This is a genomic window from Tardiphaga sp. 215_C5_N2_1 (assembly GCF_052076055.1).
Classification (GTDB): Bacteria; Pseudomonadota; Alphaproteobacteria; order Rhizobiales; family Xanthobacteraceae; genus Tardiphaga; species Tardiphaga robiniae.
Genome location: NZ_CP197240.1, coordinates 2,033,407 through 2,053,028, shown reverse-complemented (window position 1 = coordinate 2,053,028; position 19,622 = coordinate 2,033,407). Strand labels below are relative to the sequence as shown.

The 19,622-nt window shown below is 60.6% G+C and carries 15 protein-coding genes; 5 read left to right on the top strand and 10 right to left on the bottom strand.

The features are described 5' to 3' along the window. Positions 1–4 precede the first annotated feature (4 nt). Positions 5–727 carry a hypothetical protein gene (locus AB7828_RS09755; protein ID WP_441230022.1) on the bottom strand — a complete coding sequence of 241 codons (723 nt, stop codon included), beginning with the start codon at positions 725–727 and terminating at the stop codon, positions 5–7. Between the two features lie 401 nt (positions 728–1,128). Between AB7828_RS09755 and AB7828_RS09750 the strand changes: the two genes are divergently transcribed. Continuing rightward, positions 1,129–1,869, top strand: a complete 741-nt coding sequence (locus tag AB7828_RS09750; protein WP_439057451.1) for a Crp/Fnr family transcriptional regulator — start codon at positions 1,129–1,131, stop codon at positions 1,867–1,869. Positions 1,870–1,933: 64 nt separating this feature from the next. Continuing rightward, positions 1,934–2,071 (top strand): hypothetical protein, encoded by a 138-nt coding sequence (locus tag AB7828_RS09745; protein ID WP_176454725.1) that lies wholly within the window; start codon positions 1,934–1,936, stop codon positions 2,069–2,071. 117 nt (positions 2,072–2,188) lie between these two features. Here AB7828_RS09745 and AB7828_RS09740 read toward each other — a convergent pair whose 3' ends face one another. After that, positions 2,189–2,461 carry a hypothetical protein gene (locus AB7828_RS09740; RefSeq protein WP_147421613.1) on the bottom strand — a complete coding sequence of 91 codons (273 nt, stop codon included), beginning with the start codon at positions 2,459–2,461 and terminating at the stop codon, positions 2,189–2,191. Positions 2,462–2,796: 335 nt separating this feature from the next. On the opposite strand from AB7828_RS09740, the gene AB7828_RS09735 reads away from it, so the two are divergent. The 3 genes from AB7828_RS09735 to AB7828_RS09725 are packed head-to-tail and all read left to right on the top strand — an operon-like array spanning position 2,797 to position 7,907. Further along, positions 2,797–4,254, top strand: a complete 1,458-nt coding sequence (locus AB7828_RS09735) for a cytochrome P450 (protein ID WP_441230021.1) — start codon at positions 2,797–2,799, stop codon at positions 4,252–4,254. Next, a complete protein-coding gene (locus AB7828_RS09730) occupies positions 4,251–6,317 on the top strand; it encodes a hypothetical protein (RefSeq protein WP_441230020.1) in 2,067 nt (688 codons plus the stop codon). Before AB7828_RS09735 ends, AB7828_RS09730 begins: the two co-directional genes overlap by 4 nt. A gap of 6 nt (positions 6,318–6,323) precedes the next feature. Further along, positions 6,324–7,907, top strand: coding sequence for a Dyp-type peroxidase (locus AB7828_RS09725; RefSeq protein ID WP_441230019.1), 1,584 nt, complete (start codon positions 6,324–6,326; stop codon positions 7,905–7,907). 20 nt (positions 7,908–7,927) lie between these two features. Here AB7828_RS09725 and AB7828_RS09720 read toward each other — a convergent pair whose 3' ends face one another. From AB7828_RS09720 to AB7828_RS09685, 8 genes are all read right to left on the bottom strand, one after another. Beyond that, on the bottom strand, positions 7,928–11,122 hold the full coding sequence (locus AB7828_RS09720; protein ID WP_441230018.1) for an ATP-binding protein: 3,195 nt from the start codon (positions 11,120–11,122) through the stop codon (positions 7,928–7,930). Between the two features lie 247 nt (positions 11,123–11,369). Then, the gene (locus AB7828_RS09715; protein ID WP_441230017.1) at positions 11,370–12,401 is read right to left on the bottom strand and encodes an ABC transporter ATP-binding protein; all 1,032 of its coding nucleotides are present in this window, start codon (positions 12,399–12,401) and stop codon (positions 11,370–11,372) included. After that, on the bottom strand, positions 12,398–13,393 hold the full coding sequence (locus tag AB7828_RS09710; RefSeq protein WP_439057457.1) for an ABC transporter ATP-binding protein: 996 nt from the start codon (positions 13,391–13,393) through the stop codon (positions 12,398–12,400). Before AB7828_RS09710 ends, AB7828_RS09715 begins: the two co-directional genes overlap by 4 nt. A 3-nt stretch (positions 13,394–13,396) precedes the next feature. Continuing rightward, on the bottom strand, positions 13,397–14,299 hold the full coding sequence (locus AB7828_RS09705) for an ABC transporter permease (RefSeq protein ID WP_089266329.1): 903 nt from the start codon (positions 14,297–14,299) through the stop codon (positions 13,397–13,399). Then, on the bottom strand, positions 14,296–15,276 hold the full coding sequence (locus AB7828_RS09700) for an ABC transporter permease (RefSeq protein WP_441230016.1): 981 nt from the start codon (positions 15,274–15,276) through the stop codon (positions 14,296–14,298). The genes AB7828_RS09705 and AB7828_RS09700 overlap by 4 nt, the downstream gene beginning before the upstream one ends. A 32-nt stretch (positions 15,277–15,308) precedes the next feature. Then, positions 15,309–16,937, bottom strand: coding sequence for an ABC transporter substrate-binding protein (locus tag AB7828_RS09695; protein WP_441230015.1), 1,629 nt, complete (start codon positions 16,935–16,937; stop codon positions 15,309–15,311). Between the two features lie 16 nt (positions 16,938–16,953). After that, on the bottom strand, positions 16,954–17,955 hold the full coding sequence (locus AB7828_RS09690) for a CobW family GTP-binding protein (protein ID WP_175366951.1): 1,002 nt from the start codon (positions 17,953–17,955) through the stop codon (positions 16,954–16,956). Continuing rightward, on the bottom strand, positions 17,952–19,553 hold the full coding sequence (locus AB7828_RS09685) for an amidohydrolase (RefSeq protein ID WP_439063108.1): 1,602 nt from the start codon (positions 19,551–19,553) through the stop codon (positions 17,952–17,954). The genes AB7828_RS09690 and AB7828_RS09685 overlap by 4 nt, the downstream gene beginning before the upstream one ends. Between the last annotated feature and the right edge of the window lie 69 nt (positions 19,554–19,622).

The following is a 19,622-nucleotide window of genomic DNA, read 5'->3' as shown; positions in this document are numbered from 1 at the left end:
CAGCTCATCGAAGTTCGCGTGCGGGGGTCTCGCGCGATGTCGATCGCAGGCCCATCTTTTCGAATGAGTTTTGCGGCGGAAACATGTGAGGATGCGCCCGTGAGATTGTGTTCCACGCACCGCGCGCGGTTTTCATGGCGTGGTTTACGGTAGTGCGGCGTTCGATTTTTTCGCCATCGACATTTTTGTAGAGCAGCTTCTCAAACAGATCATCGGCAAAGGCTGTATCGATGCTCGACACCCGCCGCGTGCCAAGCCGCCTGCCGTCCCGCAATAGATATTCGCAGATCATCTTGATGCCGGTTTCATGGACGCGGCATTGTCCTGGGCTCAACGGCTGCAAACGCTTCGCAGTTTTCTGTTTCCACGTCCGGCGGTACTCGTGAAACATCCAGTCCAGCGTTCCGATCACCACGCCGAAGCCGACCGGATTTGCATCTTCGCCGCCGCTCAGCCAGCTATCGAACGCGGGTAGTAATATTTTTTCGGCGCGTTGCACCGCCAAGTCGCAATCGGTACCCAGCGGTTCATTTTTGACCGGGCAACCTCTCTTGCGTGCCCACGTCGGCGCGTCAAAAAAATATCCGAGCCCACCCTCTTGAGGCGTTTGCGCCTTGTGTAGCGCGGCAAGGGCAGGGCAGATCGGCCAGTTTTCCAGAAGGAGGCTGAATAAGCAAGCGACAGGCCGCGAAAGCCCTGCGCGAATTGATTCAATCATCGGGTTCAATGCGGCTCAATCGAAGGCGAAGAAAACTTGGACCATGATGAGGCAGTTGAAAGAATCGAAGGATTGAGACGACGCTAGTATCGTCGAAGTAGAGGATAGCGATCATTTTTGTTGACCGATTCACCTCGTATCAGTGAGCACTGCGATCATATCGATTGAGCCGACACACCAAGTTGCAGAGGCCTTCCCGTGCAGAAGAATCCGTAACCGAGCGGGCGTTCGTTTGTCAGAAGCGCATTGGATAGCCCACGCTCGCTGAAGCTAGCTTACTCGCCATAAAATCCTGCGTTACTTCTTAAAGTCTTCATGGCAGGCTATGACTCTTGAGAGGGGGCTTCGTTTCACAATACCAGTGTGCCTAGCCTTGTTTTGAGTTTTTCTGGGATGGAGCAGAACTTGTGATGGCGCGAGGCGTTTCTCAGATCAATCCCCGATTGTCGATACTACGCAGTCATCCATTTTTCATTGATCTCGACGCCAAGGCATTAGATCAACTATGCCAGTATGCGAGCTTCCGAAAGTTCAAACGCGGGGCGACCGTCTTTGTGAGAGGAGATCCCGGCAATAGTCTCTTCGTCGTGGTGAGCGGCGCCGTCAAGATGAGCGTCGCCTCATCTGAGGGACGCAGCGCCATCCTCAATCTTGTGACGAAAGGTGAGGTATTCGGGGAGATCGCGTTGCTCGACGGGCTTGCGCGAACGGCCGATGCGATTGCTCACACCAATTGCGAGCTTATCGTGATCGACCGGCGAGATTTCTTTCCATTTATCGAATCCCAACCGATGCTGGCCATGAAGTTCATTCACTTGCTTTGCGCCCGTCTGCGCTGGACGAGTGAACAGGTCGAGCATGTCATTCTGCAGGACCTGCCTGCGCGGCTAGCGAACCTGCTGATCGGTTTGGCCTCGAAGCACGAGCCTTCCGACGTCGGCCGTCCTTTTATCGTCACTCAACAAGAGATCGGCGAGATGGTCGGAGTGACTAGAGAAAGCATCAACAAGCAACTTCGTGCCTGGTCCTTGAAAGGGTGGATCCGCCTTGAGCCCGGCAGCATCGCCATCCTCAAGCCGAAGGCGCTAGCGGCTGTTGCCGAAGCCGAGCCTGCAACCCTTGATGCGTCGGGGCGGCCGCTCAAGGTGTGATGTGGTTCACATGACTTCGTTGGTGTTTGGCCCATTAGTGGCCGGGTATCAGGAGGTATTCGGCATGGCATCCGTCGACGAATTGGAGCAAACCTATCGCCGCATTTACCGGCGCCTCACACTCGGGGTGTTTATCCTCTATGGCGTCGTTGTAGTGTTGGCTGTCACGGTGCTGCTCGGCAACCCGATAAAGAGCTTCTAGACGCCAGATCGGTGGGAGCCCCCATCCCGAATGGGCGGCTCGTCTGCGTGTGGCGACAGTGAGCTCGCTAACGCGAAGGGTTGGTTCCCCTTAAAGGTGAAAGGTGAGGGGCGTCCGCTATGGGCTCGATAGATCCGAGAAATCGTATGGGATGACGTTCACGCAGCGGACGGGCTGATTCAGCACGTGCTCGGCGGCCAGGGCAAAATCATCCGTGTGAACCGCTTCGATCTCCGCTGCGCAGGCTTCATTGGAGACAAAGACGTAGAGGACGTCCTCATCCATTCCTCCGACTTTCATACCCAGGCACAAGCGGTCGTAAACACGCGGCCCCAGCAGACTGTTGAGCATGGCTTCGATGGCAAGTTGTTGTGTTGTCGTTGGTCGCATTTGGCCTCCATAAGGCTACTATGCGAATGAATGGACGGCTGTCTGTGATCTAGTTCACTGACGCGGGGAAATGCGGCAGCTAACGTGTCGGCCATGATGGCGCTGGCCAGCGGCTGGTTATTGCGGCTTGCAAGTATGATAACAATCCTAGTTTTGGCGAGCTATCTTCGATGGAATATAGATAGTTCTACAACTACAAACGCTCTTGTTCTATTGCTGAGCACTCCAACCCAAGCCGAATAGGCGCACCGATGCATGGGATTCGCGAGACCAAGGATCTGGTGCTGCCGGCAGACGGCCAGGATCAACATTCATTGAAACTATTCCGGGATCAGGTGGTCGGCGACGATACGCCGGATCAGTCGGCAACCGGCATATCCGGCTCGAAGCTGGCTGATCCCAATGGACTCGATCCAGGTGGCGCCAGCGCTGTGGATCGCTTCGGACGACGCCTGCGTATGTGGGGCGAGCTCGTCAAATATCGGCTGTCCTGCCACGTGCTCTCCCATCTTCGGTTGTTCAAGGCGGTCTTCGCGGTGCTGCGCGTCGTGCGGCCCATCACGATCGTCGGCAACGTCCTTGTGGCGACAAAAGCCAGCGATGTACGCGAGGTGCTCGAACGCTTCGACGACTTTGAACTGGGCGACACCATCGAGCCCGGAATGCCCTGGGGACCGTTTCTGATGACGGTCGATGGGCGAGAGCAGCATGCCCGCGAGAGGGAAATGCTGCAGAGCGTGGTCGAGAAGACTGATGCCCGGCTCATCCGGACGATCGCTTCCGAGAATTGCCAGTCCTGCATCGAGGCATTGAAGGACTCGGGCCAGATCGACGTTGTCGCCGATCTGGCGGAGCCGGTGATGGTTGCCGTCCTGGCCGAATACTTTGGCGTCCCTCCACTGAATGGAGACCGGCAGCGAATGGCAGGCGTCATGCGGAATCTGGCCGGCATCATTATGGTCAACCCGCCAGTTGGTTCGCTTCCGTGGAGCCGGTCTCGCGCCGATATCGCAGATCTGACCTGTCAACTGACGCAGCAGCTTGGATCCGGCGGCCCCACTACTGCCGCTGCATCGCACCCATCCATTCCAGCTCACAGCCTGCTGGCACGGTTGCAGCGCCGCCATGGTCAGCCGGGCAACCCGCCCTGGTTTGATGAGGAATGGATTCGCTGCTATCTGACCGGGCTGGTTGCGACGGGCGGAGCCACCATTATCCGCGGTGTCACCCATGCCGTGGATCAGTTGCTGGAGCAGGCCGGGGCGCTGCCGCATGCCCAGGAGCTGTCCGCCGCACTCGAGCGTGCGATCCACCACGATCAGACATCGATCACTGCTGATGCGCCGAATGGCCAGCTCGCAGCGGCGCGGGAGGCGTTACGTGGCTGCATCTATGAAGCCATGCGGTTTCGTCCGATGCTGCCTTTGCTGGTGCGAACATGCCCGCGTGATACGATCATCGCCAACGGCACCCCGCGGGCCCGGCGGGTGCCTGCCGGGACGCTTGTCTTGGCACCGCCGCTGGCGGCCATGTTCGATTCCGAATCATTTCCAGACCCGCTCACATTTCGCGATCGTCCCATCGAGAGTTACTTTCATTTCGGTTTCGGGCCGCGCCACTGTTTCGGCAAATACATTGCTGACGTGGTCATGCTGGAGATAGTGCGCGCGCTGATGCGCCTGCCGGGTCTGGCGCGCGCGCCCGGACAGGGCGGTCAGGTCGGCTACGACGGGCCAGCACCTTGCTCGCTGCGCGTGACGTTCAATGCGAATGGATCGGAGCCCGTCCATTGAATCCGAATTTCACAACGATCATCACACCGATCGAACCGTCCAAAGTTGAATGGTGCAGGGGCTATCTTCGCGACAATGCCGACCCGCAGTTTGGCGGTGAGGCAGCGTTTCTTGAGTGCCGCCCATTGTTTCCATTCGACAAGATTGCAGGTCTGCATTTTTGTAGTTTTGTCATCCTGGACGCTGCCGACGGGGGCGGGCCTTGTCTCGTATTCGAGGCAACGTTCGATGGCCCGAGAGCGGGTTTTCTGGATGAGCTGTTAAAGTATGCACCAATTGGTTTCGACGAGGTCTACCGCCGGTGTGTCGGCTATCCCTTGTCAGGAACAACGACCCCAAATCTGGTCCGGGAGTATTGGGAGCGCTATGATGTCGGTGCGAATACGTTCTTTAGTGGCAGTCCCGGCCGCACGGTGGTGCAGGTCAAAGGCGAGAACAGCGTTCGGAAGGGAATCGTGTCGTTTCTTTCGGCGCGATTTCTCGTTGATGCGATCTTGCCCGGTCGCCCGGCGGGGTTGCTCGATCTCGTGACACGAGAGTGCATTCGCGGCAGTGCCGACAATCGCTGGGCAGAGCAGCCGGCGCAATTGCCATGGCAGATGACGCTTCGAACCCAGATCGCCGTTGCGGCTGGTATCGTCGTTGCACTGCTGGCATGCGCTCTGGGCGCACTCGTGTGCTGGGCTTTGGGCTATCGACCATCAGCGCTCTACGCGGTGTTGCCGCTATGGCTTGAGACGGTCGGTCACGCAACGCAGCATCTCGATACAAAGGTATCGGCATTGCCGTGGGTCTCACAGCTCACCGAAGTCATACAGCCGGCAACGCTGACCGGCTTGATGCTATTGAGCGTGATGTGGCTGGTGGTCCGGGCGGCAGAACTTCTTCTCCGAAGTGCGAGCAAAAATACCCGCGACCAGCATCTGTTCTGGCGCTTTCCGCTGCAATTGGCGGTCGTTACACGATACGCGCTGCTCGGTGTGCTCATCGGTGTTGTCACGCTCGCGGTCATCTCCGGCGTTGACAGATCACCGACATGGGCCGGGATATTGGTGGATGGTCCGAGTGGGATCCTGATGTCGCTGGGTGCGGTGCTGGTGGTCATGTTCCAGCTTGTCTGTATTGGGGGGCTGTTGCTCGTCGGCCGGTATTGCACGACATCGCTGCAGTTGATGGTCGAGCTTCAGCCTCTCAGCAAGACGCGCGAGAATCTGCGGCGTATGGCATTGGATGTCATCCAGTTCGCCATGTTCCTTCTGGTCTCGGTCGGCGTCCTGCTCGTTGCAGCGCTGCTGCCGGAAACGGTCATCAGCAACGTGGCTGGAATGGCCAGATCGCTCACTTACGGCTGGCTTCTGATGGTTCTGTTGGGATGGAGCGGCGTGATGGCCGGCTATCTCGTCGGACTGCTGGCTCTGTGCGTGGTTGGGGCACTCGAGTATCGCGACAGGACGACGTTTGAACATCCCGCAGGTCTTTTGATCCGGGCTCGCGACAACGCGCGCAAATATGCGCGCGAGGAAGCCGGAATTAACCGGTACCAGAATCATCTGGCCAGCATCACCTGTGTAAAGCCGGGTGTCCTTCGATACTGGATCCTTCGACTGGTCCTGTTCGCCGTCAATGTTCTCGCGAAATTCTGGTTCAACAAGGGTGAGCTTGGCGGCATCCCAACCATCCTCTCGGCGCGCTGGGTGCTGATCGATGGTGGCCGGCGTCTGCTATTTCTCGACAATTTCGGCGGTGCCTGGGAGAGCTACCTCAACGAGTTCATCGATCTGGCCGCCGTGAAGGGGCTGAATGCGATCTGGACCAATACGTTCGTGAACGCGGCAGGGAAACGCTACGGTTTTCCGCCCACGCGTTTTCTGTTCTGGCAAGGCGCGCAGGATTCGAGGCCGTTCAAGGCCTATGTGCGGCAGAGCCAAGTGGAAACCATCGTCTGGTACGGCGCCTATCCTATGCTCGGTGTTGTCGGCATCAATGCGAACACCGATACCAGACAAGATCTGTTCGCTCCGTTGAGTTCGCCGGCTATCGATCGATTCCTCCAACGTCTTTGAAAAACCATGAACACGGAAAAAATCGAATGGCATGATGTGCAGGGGCTGCTGTTAAGCGGCTATCCGCAATTGCCGTACTCCGCCTATGTGGCCTGGCACTTTCTTCCAGGCCAGCGGGATGCTGCCAAGCGCTGGCTGCGCGATCTGGCCGAGCGATTGATGCGCGCGGACAGGATTGAGGGGGAAGATGACGGCGCGACGGATCTGCAGTTACCGCCGACGAACATCCGGGCACTTAAGGCCATGCGTGTTGGCGATCGGACGGCGATCAATCTGGCCATCACTGCCAGCGGCCTCCAGGAGCTAGATCTCGACGAGCATCAGCTGTCGGACTTCTCCGTGGAATTTCTCGAAGGCATGGCGCCGAAGCCGACGTCTGGCAGACGGATGCCCCGACGCTCCGGCCTTCTCGGCGACGCGGGAGAAAGCTCACCGTGCCGATGGGAGTGGGGTGGATGGGGCCCGTCCGCCGAGGTGCACGGCATGCTGTTGCTTTATGCATCCGAAGAACATGTGTTGCAGGCCCTAGTCCAGGCGGAGCAGCGCGCGATGAACGGCGTTGCTGACGTTGTTGTGACTGGTGACCAAGGCAACGGCCGGCCCGTCATCGTCCATGGCCGCCTCTATGACGATGCCAAGGAGCATTTCGGCTTCGTCGACGGCATCTCGCAGCCGATCATCGAGGGGTCGCCCCTGGCTATCCGAAGCGAGGAAAACGCCAAGAACGAGAAAAAAGCCAAGTCTTGTCACACCCCCGCGGACAGTGGCGAAAGAGACAGGGTCCTGAGCGCAAAAGACCGCCGCATCTCCCTGGTCAAGCCAGGCGAATTTGTGCTCGGCTATCGCAATGAACGTCGGGAGCGCATCAGCAGCCAATCCGTGAAGCCCGGCTCCAATCTGCGCGGTCTGCTGCGTAACGGAACCTACCTGGTGTTCCGGCAACTGGAGCAGGACGTGGACGCCTTCGAGAAATTTGTTGCCAGCATCGCTACCCGAATGCATGGCAAAGCCGATGTCGAGGCGACAGAGGAGGTTGCGGCACGGCTGATCGGTCGGTACCGCAACGGTGCGCCGCTGGTGCGTGCCGGCGCCGATTCACCGTCGGCACCCGAACGCAATGATTTTCTTTACGCCTACGAAGACGAGTCAGGGATGGCCTGTCCGATTGGCGCGCATATTCGCCGTGCCAATCCGCGCGATGCCATTGGCTCCGACCCGGATGTCGCACTGAAGCTGTCCAAGATGCATCGCATTATCAGGCGCGGCCGACCGTATGGAGCCAGGCGCGGCGAGCAGGACGAGACAACCGGCAAGGGTTCTCGGCGCGGGACGGCGTTCATCGCGTTGAACGCCGATATCGCTGGCCAGTTCGAGATGATCCAGCATTCGTGGCTGAACAATCCTCAGTTCGGGGGACTGCCCGTCGGGACCGATCCGATTAGCCATGTTGCCCATGACGGAGATGAACTCGTCATTCAGCAGAGACCGTTCAATCTCCATATCGAAAAACCTCGCCCCTTTGTCGCGGTGCGCGGTGGGGCGTACTTTTTCCTGCCGGGTATCAATGCTATCCGCACCCTGGCCGATTGAGCTCGCAGCCAGGGTCTGATTCAGGCAACCAAGGTGGCAAGCGCATCGTTGCAGAGCGTCGTGTAAGGCTGCATGGAGCACTGTTCGGCGAGACCGAGCGCTTCGCGATAGTATCGTTCTGCGGTGGTCGTGTTGCTCGTATCGAGAATATGGGCAATGTCGCCCAGAAGCTTCTTGGCGTAGACTTGCTGCGGCAATTCTCCGCGCTCTTCCGCCAGTGCTAGCGCTCTTTCAGCTACGGCTTTGGCTTCCTTGCTGCGGCCGGCGGCAAGGAAAGCACGACCTTGAGCGATGAACAGAAAGCGCCAGCCGAATGCGTGTTCAGCGAGCGGAATATCCAGCTTTTCAGGCACTGCGAGGATGTTGAGCGCAGATTCGACATCGCCCAATGCGAGATAGGCTTCGCCCATCCGGGACGCGAAGACCGGGTACATCTGTTTCATCTCAAGATCGAGGCATGTCTGCCAGCTCTCATTCAGCAGCGCGAGCGCTTCGACAGGGCGCCCTTGCGCGATCCGGAGCCGACCAAAAACATGATTAATGTTGGCGCGTGAATACGAGTGGTTCGCCGCCACCGCCAACAGCCTTGCCTCTTTTGCAAGAGCCTCTGCGCGAGAGAAGTCACCGAGATCGATCAGTGAATCGGCCATGAAAGTCCGAAGCATCACGCTGGGAAGCGCGGCCCATCCAGCGCGCCTCTCGTCGATCTCTGGCGTTTCGATCGCGAGACATTTTTCGTGATACGCAAGCGATTGCGTGAAGTCGCCGGTTTCATGGTGAATGATGCCCACATTGTGGAGAGCGGCAAAGGTTAGGACGGGTTGGCCGATCTTCTCTGCGATCGACTGTGCCGTTTGGGCAGCGGTCATGGCTTCGACGTGATAGCCAAGTCTCCAGAGTGCGACTGTCAACTGACAATTCACCGCCGCAATCCGCCATGGTTCCCGGGATTCTTCGGCCAGCCGGCGCGCCTCACGCAAGACGTCGGCAATACGTTGATGCATGCCGATTGGTTCGAGCGCCGTAATCACCGTCAGATGCAGATCTATTTCAGAGATGGTTTTCTTCGATGACGGCGGCCAATGCGCCAGCGTTTGGCGACCACGCTCGTAAATGGCGATCGCATCCTGATTGGCGCCACGCTTGATTGCTCGACGGCAGCTCCGTAACTGATACGGAACTGCCTTTTGCCATAGCTCAGCGAGAAACGCATGGTCGGCAAGTCGGTCGATATGTTCGTCGAGACGGTCGGCGAATCGAAGCTCGATAATTTCGATCGCCTTGGCGTGGAGATAGCGACGGACGCTGAGTAGCATCATGCCGTAGGCCACTTCTCTCGTGAGCTCATGTTTGAACGAATATTCGACGGTGCCGGAGGCAGTGGCCTTTCTGAGAAAATCCCCCGACTCCAGCGCCAGAAGACGAGGAGCCAGTTCGTCGGGATCAGTTCCGACCATGCCGGACAGCAGGATCAATGAGATGTCTTTGCCGATCACGGCGGACATTTGCAAAAGCGATTTCGTCGCTTGATCGAGTAGGTCGATACGCGATGCCAGAACGGAATGAATGGTCTCGGGGATTTTGATATTAGACGATCCATCGCTGACTTTGTAGCGGCCCGGATCGCCGACTAGCACCTTCGTATCTTTGAGTGCCTGGGTCAGTTCCTCCACGAAGAGTGGATTGCCTTGCGCTTTCGCGAGGACACGTCGTCTGATGTAGCCCAGACTTCCGTCATCGCCCAACAGCGATACAAGCAGTTGATCACCGTCCGGTTCGCTGAGCGGCGCGATGTCCAGGCGTTCAACCGCTCGGCCGGACCAGATGCGTTCCGGGCGTTGCGTGACGACCACGAGGACCCGGGCGTTATCGAGCATCCCCATGATGCTGTTCAGAATGAGCTGGGTTTCGGCATCGACCCAGTGGATGTCCTCGATCAGGATGAGCAAGGGCGTCAACCGTTCCTGCGAGAAGACGAGCGTCTTCATGGCGTCGATGACTTTGTTGCGTCTTTCGGATGGCTCAAGCTTTTTCCAGTCTTCGTCCTCGCTGTTGAGATCCAGGAGCGAGAGGATGGCCGGAAGATGTGGGGGCAGATTTGGATCGAGGCGGGCAACACGGGTGCTGGTCCGGCTGGCAGCTGAGGCGGGGCTATCCTCGGCGCGTACGCCGAAGAGCTCACGTATCAACGTGCTGACGGGATAGTAGCTGGAGTTCGCGCGTTGAGAAGCGCAGGTCGTCTGCAGGACGAGCCATTCTTCTGGAACGCTGGCGATGAACTCATGGACCAGACGCGATTTGCCGATCCCGGCAGGGCCGACAATGGTCACCGCGCGTCCGTGTCCCGCAGCGGCGTTATCCAGCAGTTTCTTGAGGAAATCTAATTCTGTCCGACGTCCGATCAGCGGACTGAGGCCGCCGGATGAGCGAGCCTGCCAGCGGGTGCGCGGCCGCATCGACACCAGTTCATAGGTCTCCACCGGCTCGGCGACCCCTTTGGCTTGTTCGGGCCCGAGCTGCAATGCGCTGATGAAGCCCTTCGCGAGTTGGAAGGTGTCGGACGACAATTTGATCGAGCCAGGGGAGGCAAGCGCTTCCATTCGGGCGGCGAGGTGAACCGTTTTTCCAACGGCGTCATAGTTCATCGCCAGATTGTTGCCGATCGAATGAATGATGACCTGTCCGGAATTCAGGCCAATTCTGATACTGATCGAGCGCTGATGCAGACGATTGAATTCGATGATCGCATTTCTCGCAGCCAGTGCTGCGCGGCAGGCCTGGACGGCGTGGTCTTCGCTCGCAATGGGAGCGCCGAAGAGCGCCATAATGCCGTCACCGCGCGTCTGATTGACCAACCCATCGTGCTCATGCACGGCGTCCATCAGCCGCTTGAGCACTGGGCCAATAACTTCCAGCGCTTCTTCTGGGTCCAACTGGTCGATGAGTTCGGTCGACCGCTGGATGTCGGCAAACAGGACGGTGACACGTTTGCGCTCGCCCAGCATGGATGTGCCGGACCGCATGATACGCTCAGCGAGTTCTGGCGGGATTTGCGATTGCAGGAATGAGAGTGCATGAACGCCAAGCGCAGTTGGAGCAGCCCTTGGCCGCCCGCAGCCACCGCAAAAGCGTGCATCCAATTGCATCGTGAACCCGCAATACGCGCATTGGTTCGCGGAATCGTCCAATAGGTTGTGCCCTTCTTTGGATGCCACCTTTCACCCTTTCCGGCGGAGCAAGCAATCTATCCAATTGCGCGATCATGGCAATGTCGGGAGCTATGTCTCAGGCCAGGGTGAGCGCGGTGTGATCTGGAAAGCGTCGGCCAGTTGCGCCTAGTACCAAATCGGACGGTTCGCCCGATTTGGATGGGGACAGCGCAATAGGCGCGCCATGCTGCAAGCGTCGACGAACATATGAGTGACAGCAATTGGCGCAAGGCGGACGCCCCACAGCGACGGCTCACAGGGATGCAAAATCCGGAGGGGCGATCTCGCCGGTCCGATGGCAGGCGATGAAGTGCTCCTCGGCCTCGACCTGAAGGATCGGCAATTCGTCACGGCACCGCTCCACCACGAACGGGCAGCGCTGCACGAAGCGGCAGCCGGGCGGTGGATCCACCGGACTCGGTGGATCGCCCGTGACCAGATAGTCCTTCTTCAGCCGGTCGCGCAGCGGGCCGGGCGGTGCGGCGGCTGATATCAGCGACCAGCTATAGGGATGCGAGGGTGCCGAGAAGAACACCTGCGCCGGCGCCTGTTCGACGATGCGTCCGAGATACATCACCGCAATCTCGTCGCAGAAATGCTGGATCACGCCGAGATCGTGCGAGATGAAGATATAGGTCAGGCCGCGCTCGCGCTGCAGCTTCTTCAGCAGGTTCAGGATCTGCGCCTGGATAGCGACGTCGAGTGCCGAGACGGCTTCGTCGCAGACGATCAGGTCGGGTTCGGGCGCCATCGCGCGTGCGATGCAGAGGCGCTGGCGCTGGCCGCCGGAAAACTGATGCGGAAACAGATCAGCCGCCTGCGGCGGCAGGCCGACTTCCTCCAGAAGCTGTTTGACCCGGACCTCGCGCTCGCGTGGCGAGCCGATGCCGAGCAGATCGAGCGGTTCGCGGATCAGATCGCCCGCGCGGCGCCGCGGATCCAGTGCCGAGAACGGATCCTGGAACACGATCTGGAATTTGCTGCGCGCCAGCCGCAGTTTCTCGCCGCGGAAGTCTGCGATGTTCTCGCCGCCGAACACGATCTGGCCGGAGGTCATCGGGATCAGCCGCATCACCGCCTGCGCGGTGGTTGATTTGCCGGAGCCGCTTTCGCCGACGATGCCGAAGGTGGTGCCGCGGCGGACGCGAAAACTCACGCCGTCGACCGCGTGGACCTTCGAGGGTGGACCGAACATGCCGCGGCGTCCGGCCGGGAAGTGCACCACGAGATCGTTGACGTCGAGCAGGACGTCTGCGGGCGCAGATATATTCAAGCCATCGCTCACGGTGTGATCTCCTGATGACGCCAGCACGATACGGCGGCACCGGCATCGATGCGATCGAGCGGCGGCTGCGGCTGTGCGCGACAGATCGCGCCGGCAAAGGCACAGCGCGGCAGGAAAGCGCAGTCCGGCCCGCGTGCGCCGAGCGGCGGCACCATACCCGGGATTTCGTCGAGCTCGGCCGAGGCATGGTTGCTCATGCGGCCGAGCTGCAGATGCGGCACGCAGGCCATCAGCCCGCGCGTATAGGGATGCCGCGCACGGGCGATGATCTCGTGTGCGGCGCCCTGTTCGATGCAGCGGCCGGCATAGAGCACGGCGACATCGTCGGCGAGTTCGGCGACGGCGCCGAGATCATGGGTGATCAGCACGATGGCCGTGTCGGTGTCGTCCTGCAATTCGCTGAGCAGGTCGAAGATCTGCGCCTGCACGGTGACGTCGAGCGCGGTGGTCGGCTCGTCTGCGATCAGAAGCTTCGGCTTGCAGGCCAGCGCCATGGCGATCATCACACGTTGCCGCATGCCGCCGGACAATTGATGCGGATAGGCATCGACGCGTTTGTCAGCCGCGGGGATCTGCACCGCCTTGAGAAACTGTATCGCTTGCGCATGGGCATCGCGGCGGCTCAGTCCGCGGTGCTGACGCAGCACCTCGCCGATCTGGTCACCGACCGTGTAGAGCGGGTTGAGCGCCGTCATCGGCTCCTGGAAGATCATCGACATCTTGTCGCCGCGCAGGCTGCGCAACTCCTTGGGTGATGCCGATAGAACCTCGACGCCATCCAGCAGAATGCTGCCGGAGGTGACGCGAAAGTCTTCGGGCAACAGCTGCATGATCGCGAGCGCGGTCATGCTTTTGCCGCAGCCGGACTCGCCGACCAGCGCCATGGTCTTGCCTTGCGCGACGTCGAATGACAGATGCTCAAGCACCGGCACCATGCCCTTGGTGCCGTTCATCGAGACGCTGAGATCCTTGACGGAGAGAACGGGGGGCATCGCTCAGCCTCGCTTCCGCAGGCGCGGATTGATGGCGTCATTGACGCCGTCGCCGATCAGGCTGATGGCGAGCACCGCGATGAAGATTGCAGCACCGGGAAACGCCACGGTCCACCAGGCATTGAGCACATAATTGCGGTTCTGCCCAAGCATAAGGCCCCAGCTCATGGTGTTGGGATCGCCGAGGCCGAGGAAACTCAATCCGCCTTCGAACAGGATGGCCACGCCGATCGCGAGCGTCGCTGAGACGATGATCGGCGGCAGCGCATTGGGCAGCACGACGCGCAGGATGAGGTGACCATTGCCCGCGCCGGCGGCGCGCGATGCCTTGACGAAATCGAGATTGCGCAAGCGCAGGAACTCCGCGCGGGTCAGGCGCGCGGCAGACGGCCAGCTCACCACGCCAATCGCGATGGTCACGGTGGTCAGCGTCTGCCCGAACAGAGTGACCAGTACCATGGCAAACAGCAGCGGTGGCAGGATCTGGAAGAACTCGGTGATCTTGGTCAGTGCCGTGTCGATGGGGCCGCCGAAGAAGCCGGCCAGCGAACCGATGGTGACGCCGATCACGATGGTGATGATCGCTGCCACGCCGCCGACAGTCAGCGTGGCACGGCCGCCCTGCAGCAGCCCCGCCAGGATATCGCGGCCGAGATAGTCGGTGCCGAGCCAGGTGTCCGCATCCGGCGGCGTGAAGGGCGCGCCGGCAATGTCGAGCGGATCGACGCCGTAGATCGACGGCCCGAACAAGGTGGCGAGCATCAGAAACAGCAGCACAACCGCGCCGACGACGCCCGCCGGGCTGCGGGCAAACTGGCGCAGCGCGGCCATCGTGGGCGACGCCGCGGCGCTCACGGGCAGCGCGGTCCTATCGGGCTTGATGGCGGTGGATTCGATTGTGGTCATCGGGCCCCCGAACGGATGCGCGGATCGACCAGGCGATAGACCAGATCGGTGATGATATTGGCGGCCATGACCAAGACTGCCGAGAAGAACAGCACGGCGAGCAGGGTCGGATAATCTCGGCGCAGAATGGATTCGAACACCAGCCGTCCCATGCCGGGCCAACTGAACACCGTCTCGACCAGCACGGCGCCCGCGAACAGATGGCCGAATTGCAGCCCGGCGACAGTGACAATCGGGATCAGCGTGTTGCGCAGCGCATGTTTGCCGATCACGATAAATTCTGGCAGGCCCTTGGCGCGGGCGGTCCGCACGTAGTCAGCCGTCAGCGCATCGATCATGTTGACACGGGCGAGCCGGCTATATTGCGCGATGAAGACGAGTGCGAGCGTGGTCGCGGGCAGCGCGAGATGCTGCAATATATCCACGACATGCGCGAAGCCGACCTTGGGCCGCGCGACGTCGGTCATGCCCGTCACCGGCAGGATCGGCCACACCGATCCGAACAGCAGCAGCAACATCAGCCCGGTCCAGAACACCGGCGCGGCATAGCCCGCAAGCGAGATGATGGTGACGCCCTGGCTGAACAGCCCGTTCGGCTTGCGGGCGCTGACGACGCCGAGCAGCGTGCCGATCACCACCGAGATCGCCAGCGCCGACAGCACCAGATACAGCGTCGCCGGAATGCGCTGGGCGATCAGGCCGGTCACGGGGGCATTGAAATAATAGGAATAGCCGAAGTCGCCGGTGGCGACGCTGCCGAGATAGGTGAAGAGCTGTTCGAGCAGGCTCTTGTCGAGGCCGTATTTGACCCGCAGTGCAGCGATGACGTCGGCCGACGCACCGCCCATCTCGCCCGCGATCACTAGAACGGGATCGCCGGGCGCAGCATGGATCAGGCAGAAATTGAGGACCAGCACGGCGATAAGGAGGCCAACTGCATTGGCCACCTGACGCAGAATGTGAAGAGCGAGGTTCATGGTGCTGGACCGTCAGAGTGAGCCGAAGACCATCAGGTCTTCGGCGGCACTTCCCAATAAAGCTCGTCGAGCGGCGACATCATGCCCCAGATCGACGTCGGCAGACCGCCGAGGCCCTTGCCGAAGGCGTTGCGATAGGGCGCTCCGTTGATGAAATAGATCGGCACGTCGTTAACGACGATCTTCTGGAATTCCGAATACAATGCCTTGCGCTTCTCGGGCGACGTCTCCTGCGCGCCTGCGGCGAGCAGCTCGTCGACCTTCGGGTTGCTGTATTGCTGGGTGTTCGACCAGATGATGCCCTTGCGGATGTTGCTCGAAAGGTACGTGCGGTTGACGCCGATCACCGGATCGCCCCAGTTGAACACGTTGTCCATCGTCAGGTCAAAATCCCAATTCGAGACCCGCTGCGCCCAGGTCGGGAAGTCCGGCGCGGCACGGACTTCCAGATTGATGCCGACGCGCTTGAGCTGCGAGCGCAGATATTCGGCGACATTGCGCTGCTGTTCCTCGTCACCGGGGATGTAGTCGATGGTGAGGCTCATGCGCGTGCCGTCGGCAGCCTTCGGATAGCCGGCGTCGTCGAGTAGCTTCGCCGACTTCGCGAGATCGAGCTTGTACATCTCGACGCCGGGCTCCAGCAGCAGCGATCCCGGGGCGATCGGGCTGGTGGCGGTCTTCGCCTTGCCGCCCATCAGCTTGCCGGTGATGAATTCGCGGTTGGCGGCAAAGGCGATGGCTTGGCGCACGCGCACGTCATCGAGCGGCTTCTTCTTGGTGTTGAAGGCGAGCCAGTTGATCGGGCCGACGCCGGCAAAGCCCTTGTCGGTGATGGTGACGTTCGGCATCTTCTCGATGCGCTCGATGTCGCGAGTGTTTGAGACGAACGGCAGCACGTTGACGTCGCCGCGCTCAAGCGAGACCACAGCGGCATTGGAATCCGATACCAGCTTGACGACGATCTTGTCGAGCTTGGGCTTGCCGGTGATGAAGAACTTGTCGAACTTCTCCAGCGTGTAATATTCGCCCTGCTTGTATTCGGTGAGGCGATAGGGGCCTGAGCCGACCGGCTTCAGATTGGCGGGATGCGCCTTGATGTCCTGGCCGTCGCCATAGACGTGTTTCGGCAGGATCGGCATCAGTGCAGGCGACATCGCCAAAAGCAGCGCCGGGTGCGGATGCTTCAGGCGGATGATAGCGGTGAGCGGGTCGGGCGTATCGACCTTATCGACGGCGGCCAGCATGCTCTGAAATGGATGGTTCGCCTTGATGGTCATGATCGAAAAGGCGACGTCCTCGGACGTGACCGGCTTGCCATCGTGGAACAGGGCATTGTCGACCAGCTTTAGCGTCACCGAGAGGCCGTCCGGCGCGACCTCCCATGACTTTGCGAGATAAGGCTGCGGATTCCAGTTGTCGTCATAGCGCAGCGGACTGGCGAAGATTTGCGTGGACGGCATCGCGGTGGCGAGGCCGGACTGCACGGCGCCGTTGAAGTGGCGTGGCACCTGCGTCGAGGCGATCACCAGCGTGCCGCCGTCGGCGGCAAGTGCCGGCTTGACGCTTGGCGCGATGGCGGTTGCGACGAGGGCAAGGCCCAGAGCGCAGGCCAGAAGAGACGCTTTCAGCGAACGGGGTCGTCGTGACCAGATCGAAGACATCTTGTCGGTCCTTCTCTCAGAGGGTGAATGCAGCGTGCCGACGGTTGAGGTCCGCCGTTGTCGGGTGTGTTTGTGAAACCTGGATCAGCGCGCCATCGAGAATGGCATCAAGCGCGGCGGCATCGGGCAGAGCGTCGGTGCCGACGCCGACCAGCATGATGTCGTTTTGAGCCGTCATATCGGCGGGAGCGGGTGTCAGCGCCCAGTCTTGCCCGACCATCTGCAGCAGCGCTGGCGACGCATCACCGGCGATCCGGCATTGTCCTTTGAGGCGCAAAAGCTGCGGCGGCAATGCGGCTAGTGCTGCTGTAAGCTGGCCACGATCGAACGTGCCGCTGCGCCGATACGACCAGCGGTGGAACGCGCTTTCATGATCGACGCTGTCGTTCACGGCGGTCGCGGCAAAGCGCGATGTCGCTTTGACCTCGCCGTCCGGCAGGACCGGCAGCGTATCTTCCGTCGTCTCGATGATCTGGATGTCGGGACGCAGCGCCGCGACCGTGGCGCGGGCCGCATCGGCGGCGGTGCGGTTTAGCAGGTCTACCTTGTTGAGCAGCACGAGACTGCAGCGATCGAACTGGCCGCGCACGGTGTCGCCGACGTGACTGTCGATCAGCAGTTTTGAAATGCGGGATGCATCCGCGACCACGATCACAGCATTCAGGCGCAGGCTCGGCTCCACCAGTGCGATCTCGGCGATGCGCCAGGGATCACCGACGCCCGACGCTTCGATGATGATGTGATCGAACGGGATGGCGTCGTCGAGGATCCGGCCCAGCGTATCCAGAAAGCCGCCGCCGATGCTGCAGCAGACGCAGCCATTGGTCAGCGTCATGGTGGTGCCGTCGTGCTGGGCAATCAGGCCGGCGTCGATGTTCACCGCGCCGAAGTCGTTGACCAGCACGGCATAGCGGGCGGAGCCGGTGCGAAGGAGGTGATTCAGATAGGTCGTCTTGCCGGCGCCGAGAAAGCCGCCGACCACCGTCACGGGAATTTTCGCTGATGACGCTGCCGTCATGCCCGTGGCGCCTCCCGCACGTGGCCACCGACCACGGTACCCCAGATGGCAATATCCTTGAGCTTCTCCGGCGCGACTTCAAGCGGATCTTCATCAAGTACCGCGAAGTCCGCATATTTGCCGGCCTCGATGCTGCCGACGATGTGATCGAGCTTCAGCGTATAGGCGGCGTTGATCGTGATCGCGGCAAGCGCCTGTTCGACGGTCAGCGCTTCGGTCTCCTTGCCGAGCACACGTCCGCTCGACGACACGCGGTTGACGGCACACCAGGCGGTGAACAGCGGGCTCAGGGGCGTCACCGGGGCGTCGGAATGGATTGCGAAGGGAACGCCGACGCGCAGCGCGGTACCGGTGGCGTCGAGTCTGTTGGCGCGTTCCGGACCCATGGTCAGCTCGTAATGCGAGTCACCCCAGTAATAGATGTGATTGGAAAACAAGTTGACACACATGCCGAGCGATTTCATGCGCTTGAACTGCGCAGCATCCGCCATCTGGCAATGCTGCAGCGTATGGCGGTGATCGGGCCGCGGCTTTGCGATCTGCGCGGCCTCGACGGCATCGAGCGCCACTTCGGTGGCTTCGTCGCCATTGGTGTGGATGTGCAGCTGGATGCCCGCATTGTGGTAAGCTGCAACGATGGACGGCAGTTCTTCCGGCGCGATGTACCACAACCCGTTGGGCGCTCCGTTGTGATAGCCCGGCCAGCGCAGCCGCGCGGTAAAGCCCTGAATCGAGCCGTCGACCACCAGCTTGACGATGCCATAGTGAAGCTTGTCATTGTTCGACGCCTTCAGTGTCTTGATCTTCTCGACGCCCTGTTCCGGGCTGTGCGACACCGAGGCCATGGCCGGGACCAGGCGCACCGAGAAATCATCGCGCCGACTTGCGGCGCGATAGACCTCGATGGTCAGGTCAGCAAGATCGTTGTGCAGGTCGGTGATGGTAGTCACGCCCTGAATGCACGACGATGCCGCGTAGCGGTTGACGTCATCGGCTGTGAGATTGCCAGACAGGGGATTAGTGCCGAGCACGCGGAACACGCGAAACCGAGCGGCAATGCCCTGGACTTCGCCGGATGGTTCGCCGTCCTTGCCCATCACCACGCCGGAAATATTGGTGGTGCGATCGAGCTCGGCGCGCTGCAGCACGATAGTGTTGACGTTGCTGATGTGGAACGATGCATGCACGACCATGATCGGCCGCGTGGTCGATACGCGGTCGAGATCCTGCCGCGTCAGGGACACGCTGCCGATATGCAGGGGATCGAAGCCCCAGGCGAAGAGCGGTGCCTCGGCATCGGTCATCGCTGCCTCGGCTTCCTGCAGCCGCGCGACGATGGCATCGATATCCGGCAGGCCCTGGACGAGTTTGCCTTCGGGCGAGCGGCGGTCGAAGGCGCCGACATAAGGCAGCGACCACATCATGCCTTCCATGATGTGGCTGTGGCCTTCAACGAAGCCGGGCAGCAGCACCTTGTCCTTGAAACGGTCGTCGACCTTGGCGCCGCTGGTAGCGACGATCTCGTCGAAGCTGCCGACTGCGACGATCCGGCCGTTCTGCACTGCGACATGCGTGGCGGATGGGCGTGACGGGTTCATGGTCACGATCTTGCGGGCCGAAAAAACAATCGTATCCTGGCTCAATGGACCACCCTCAAAATTCCGTCA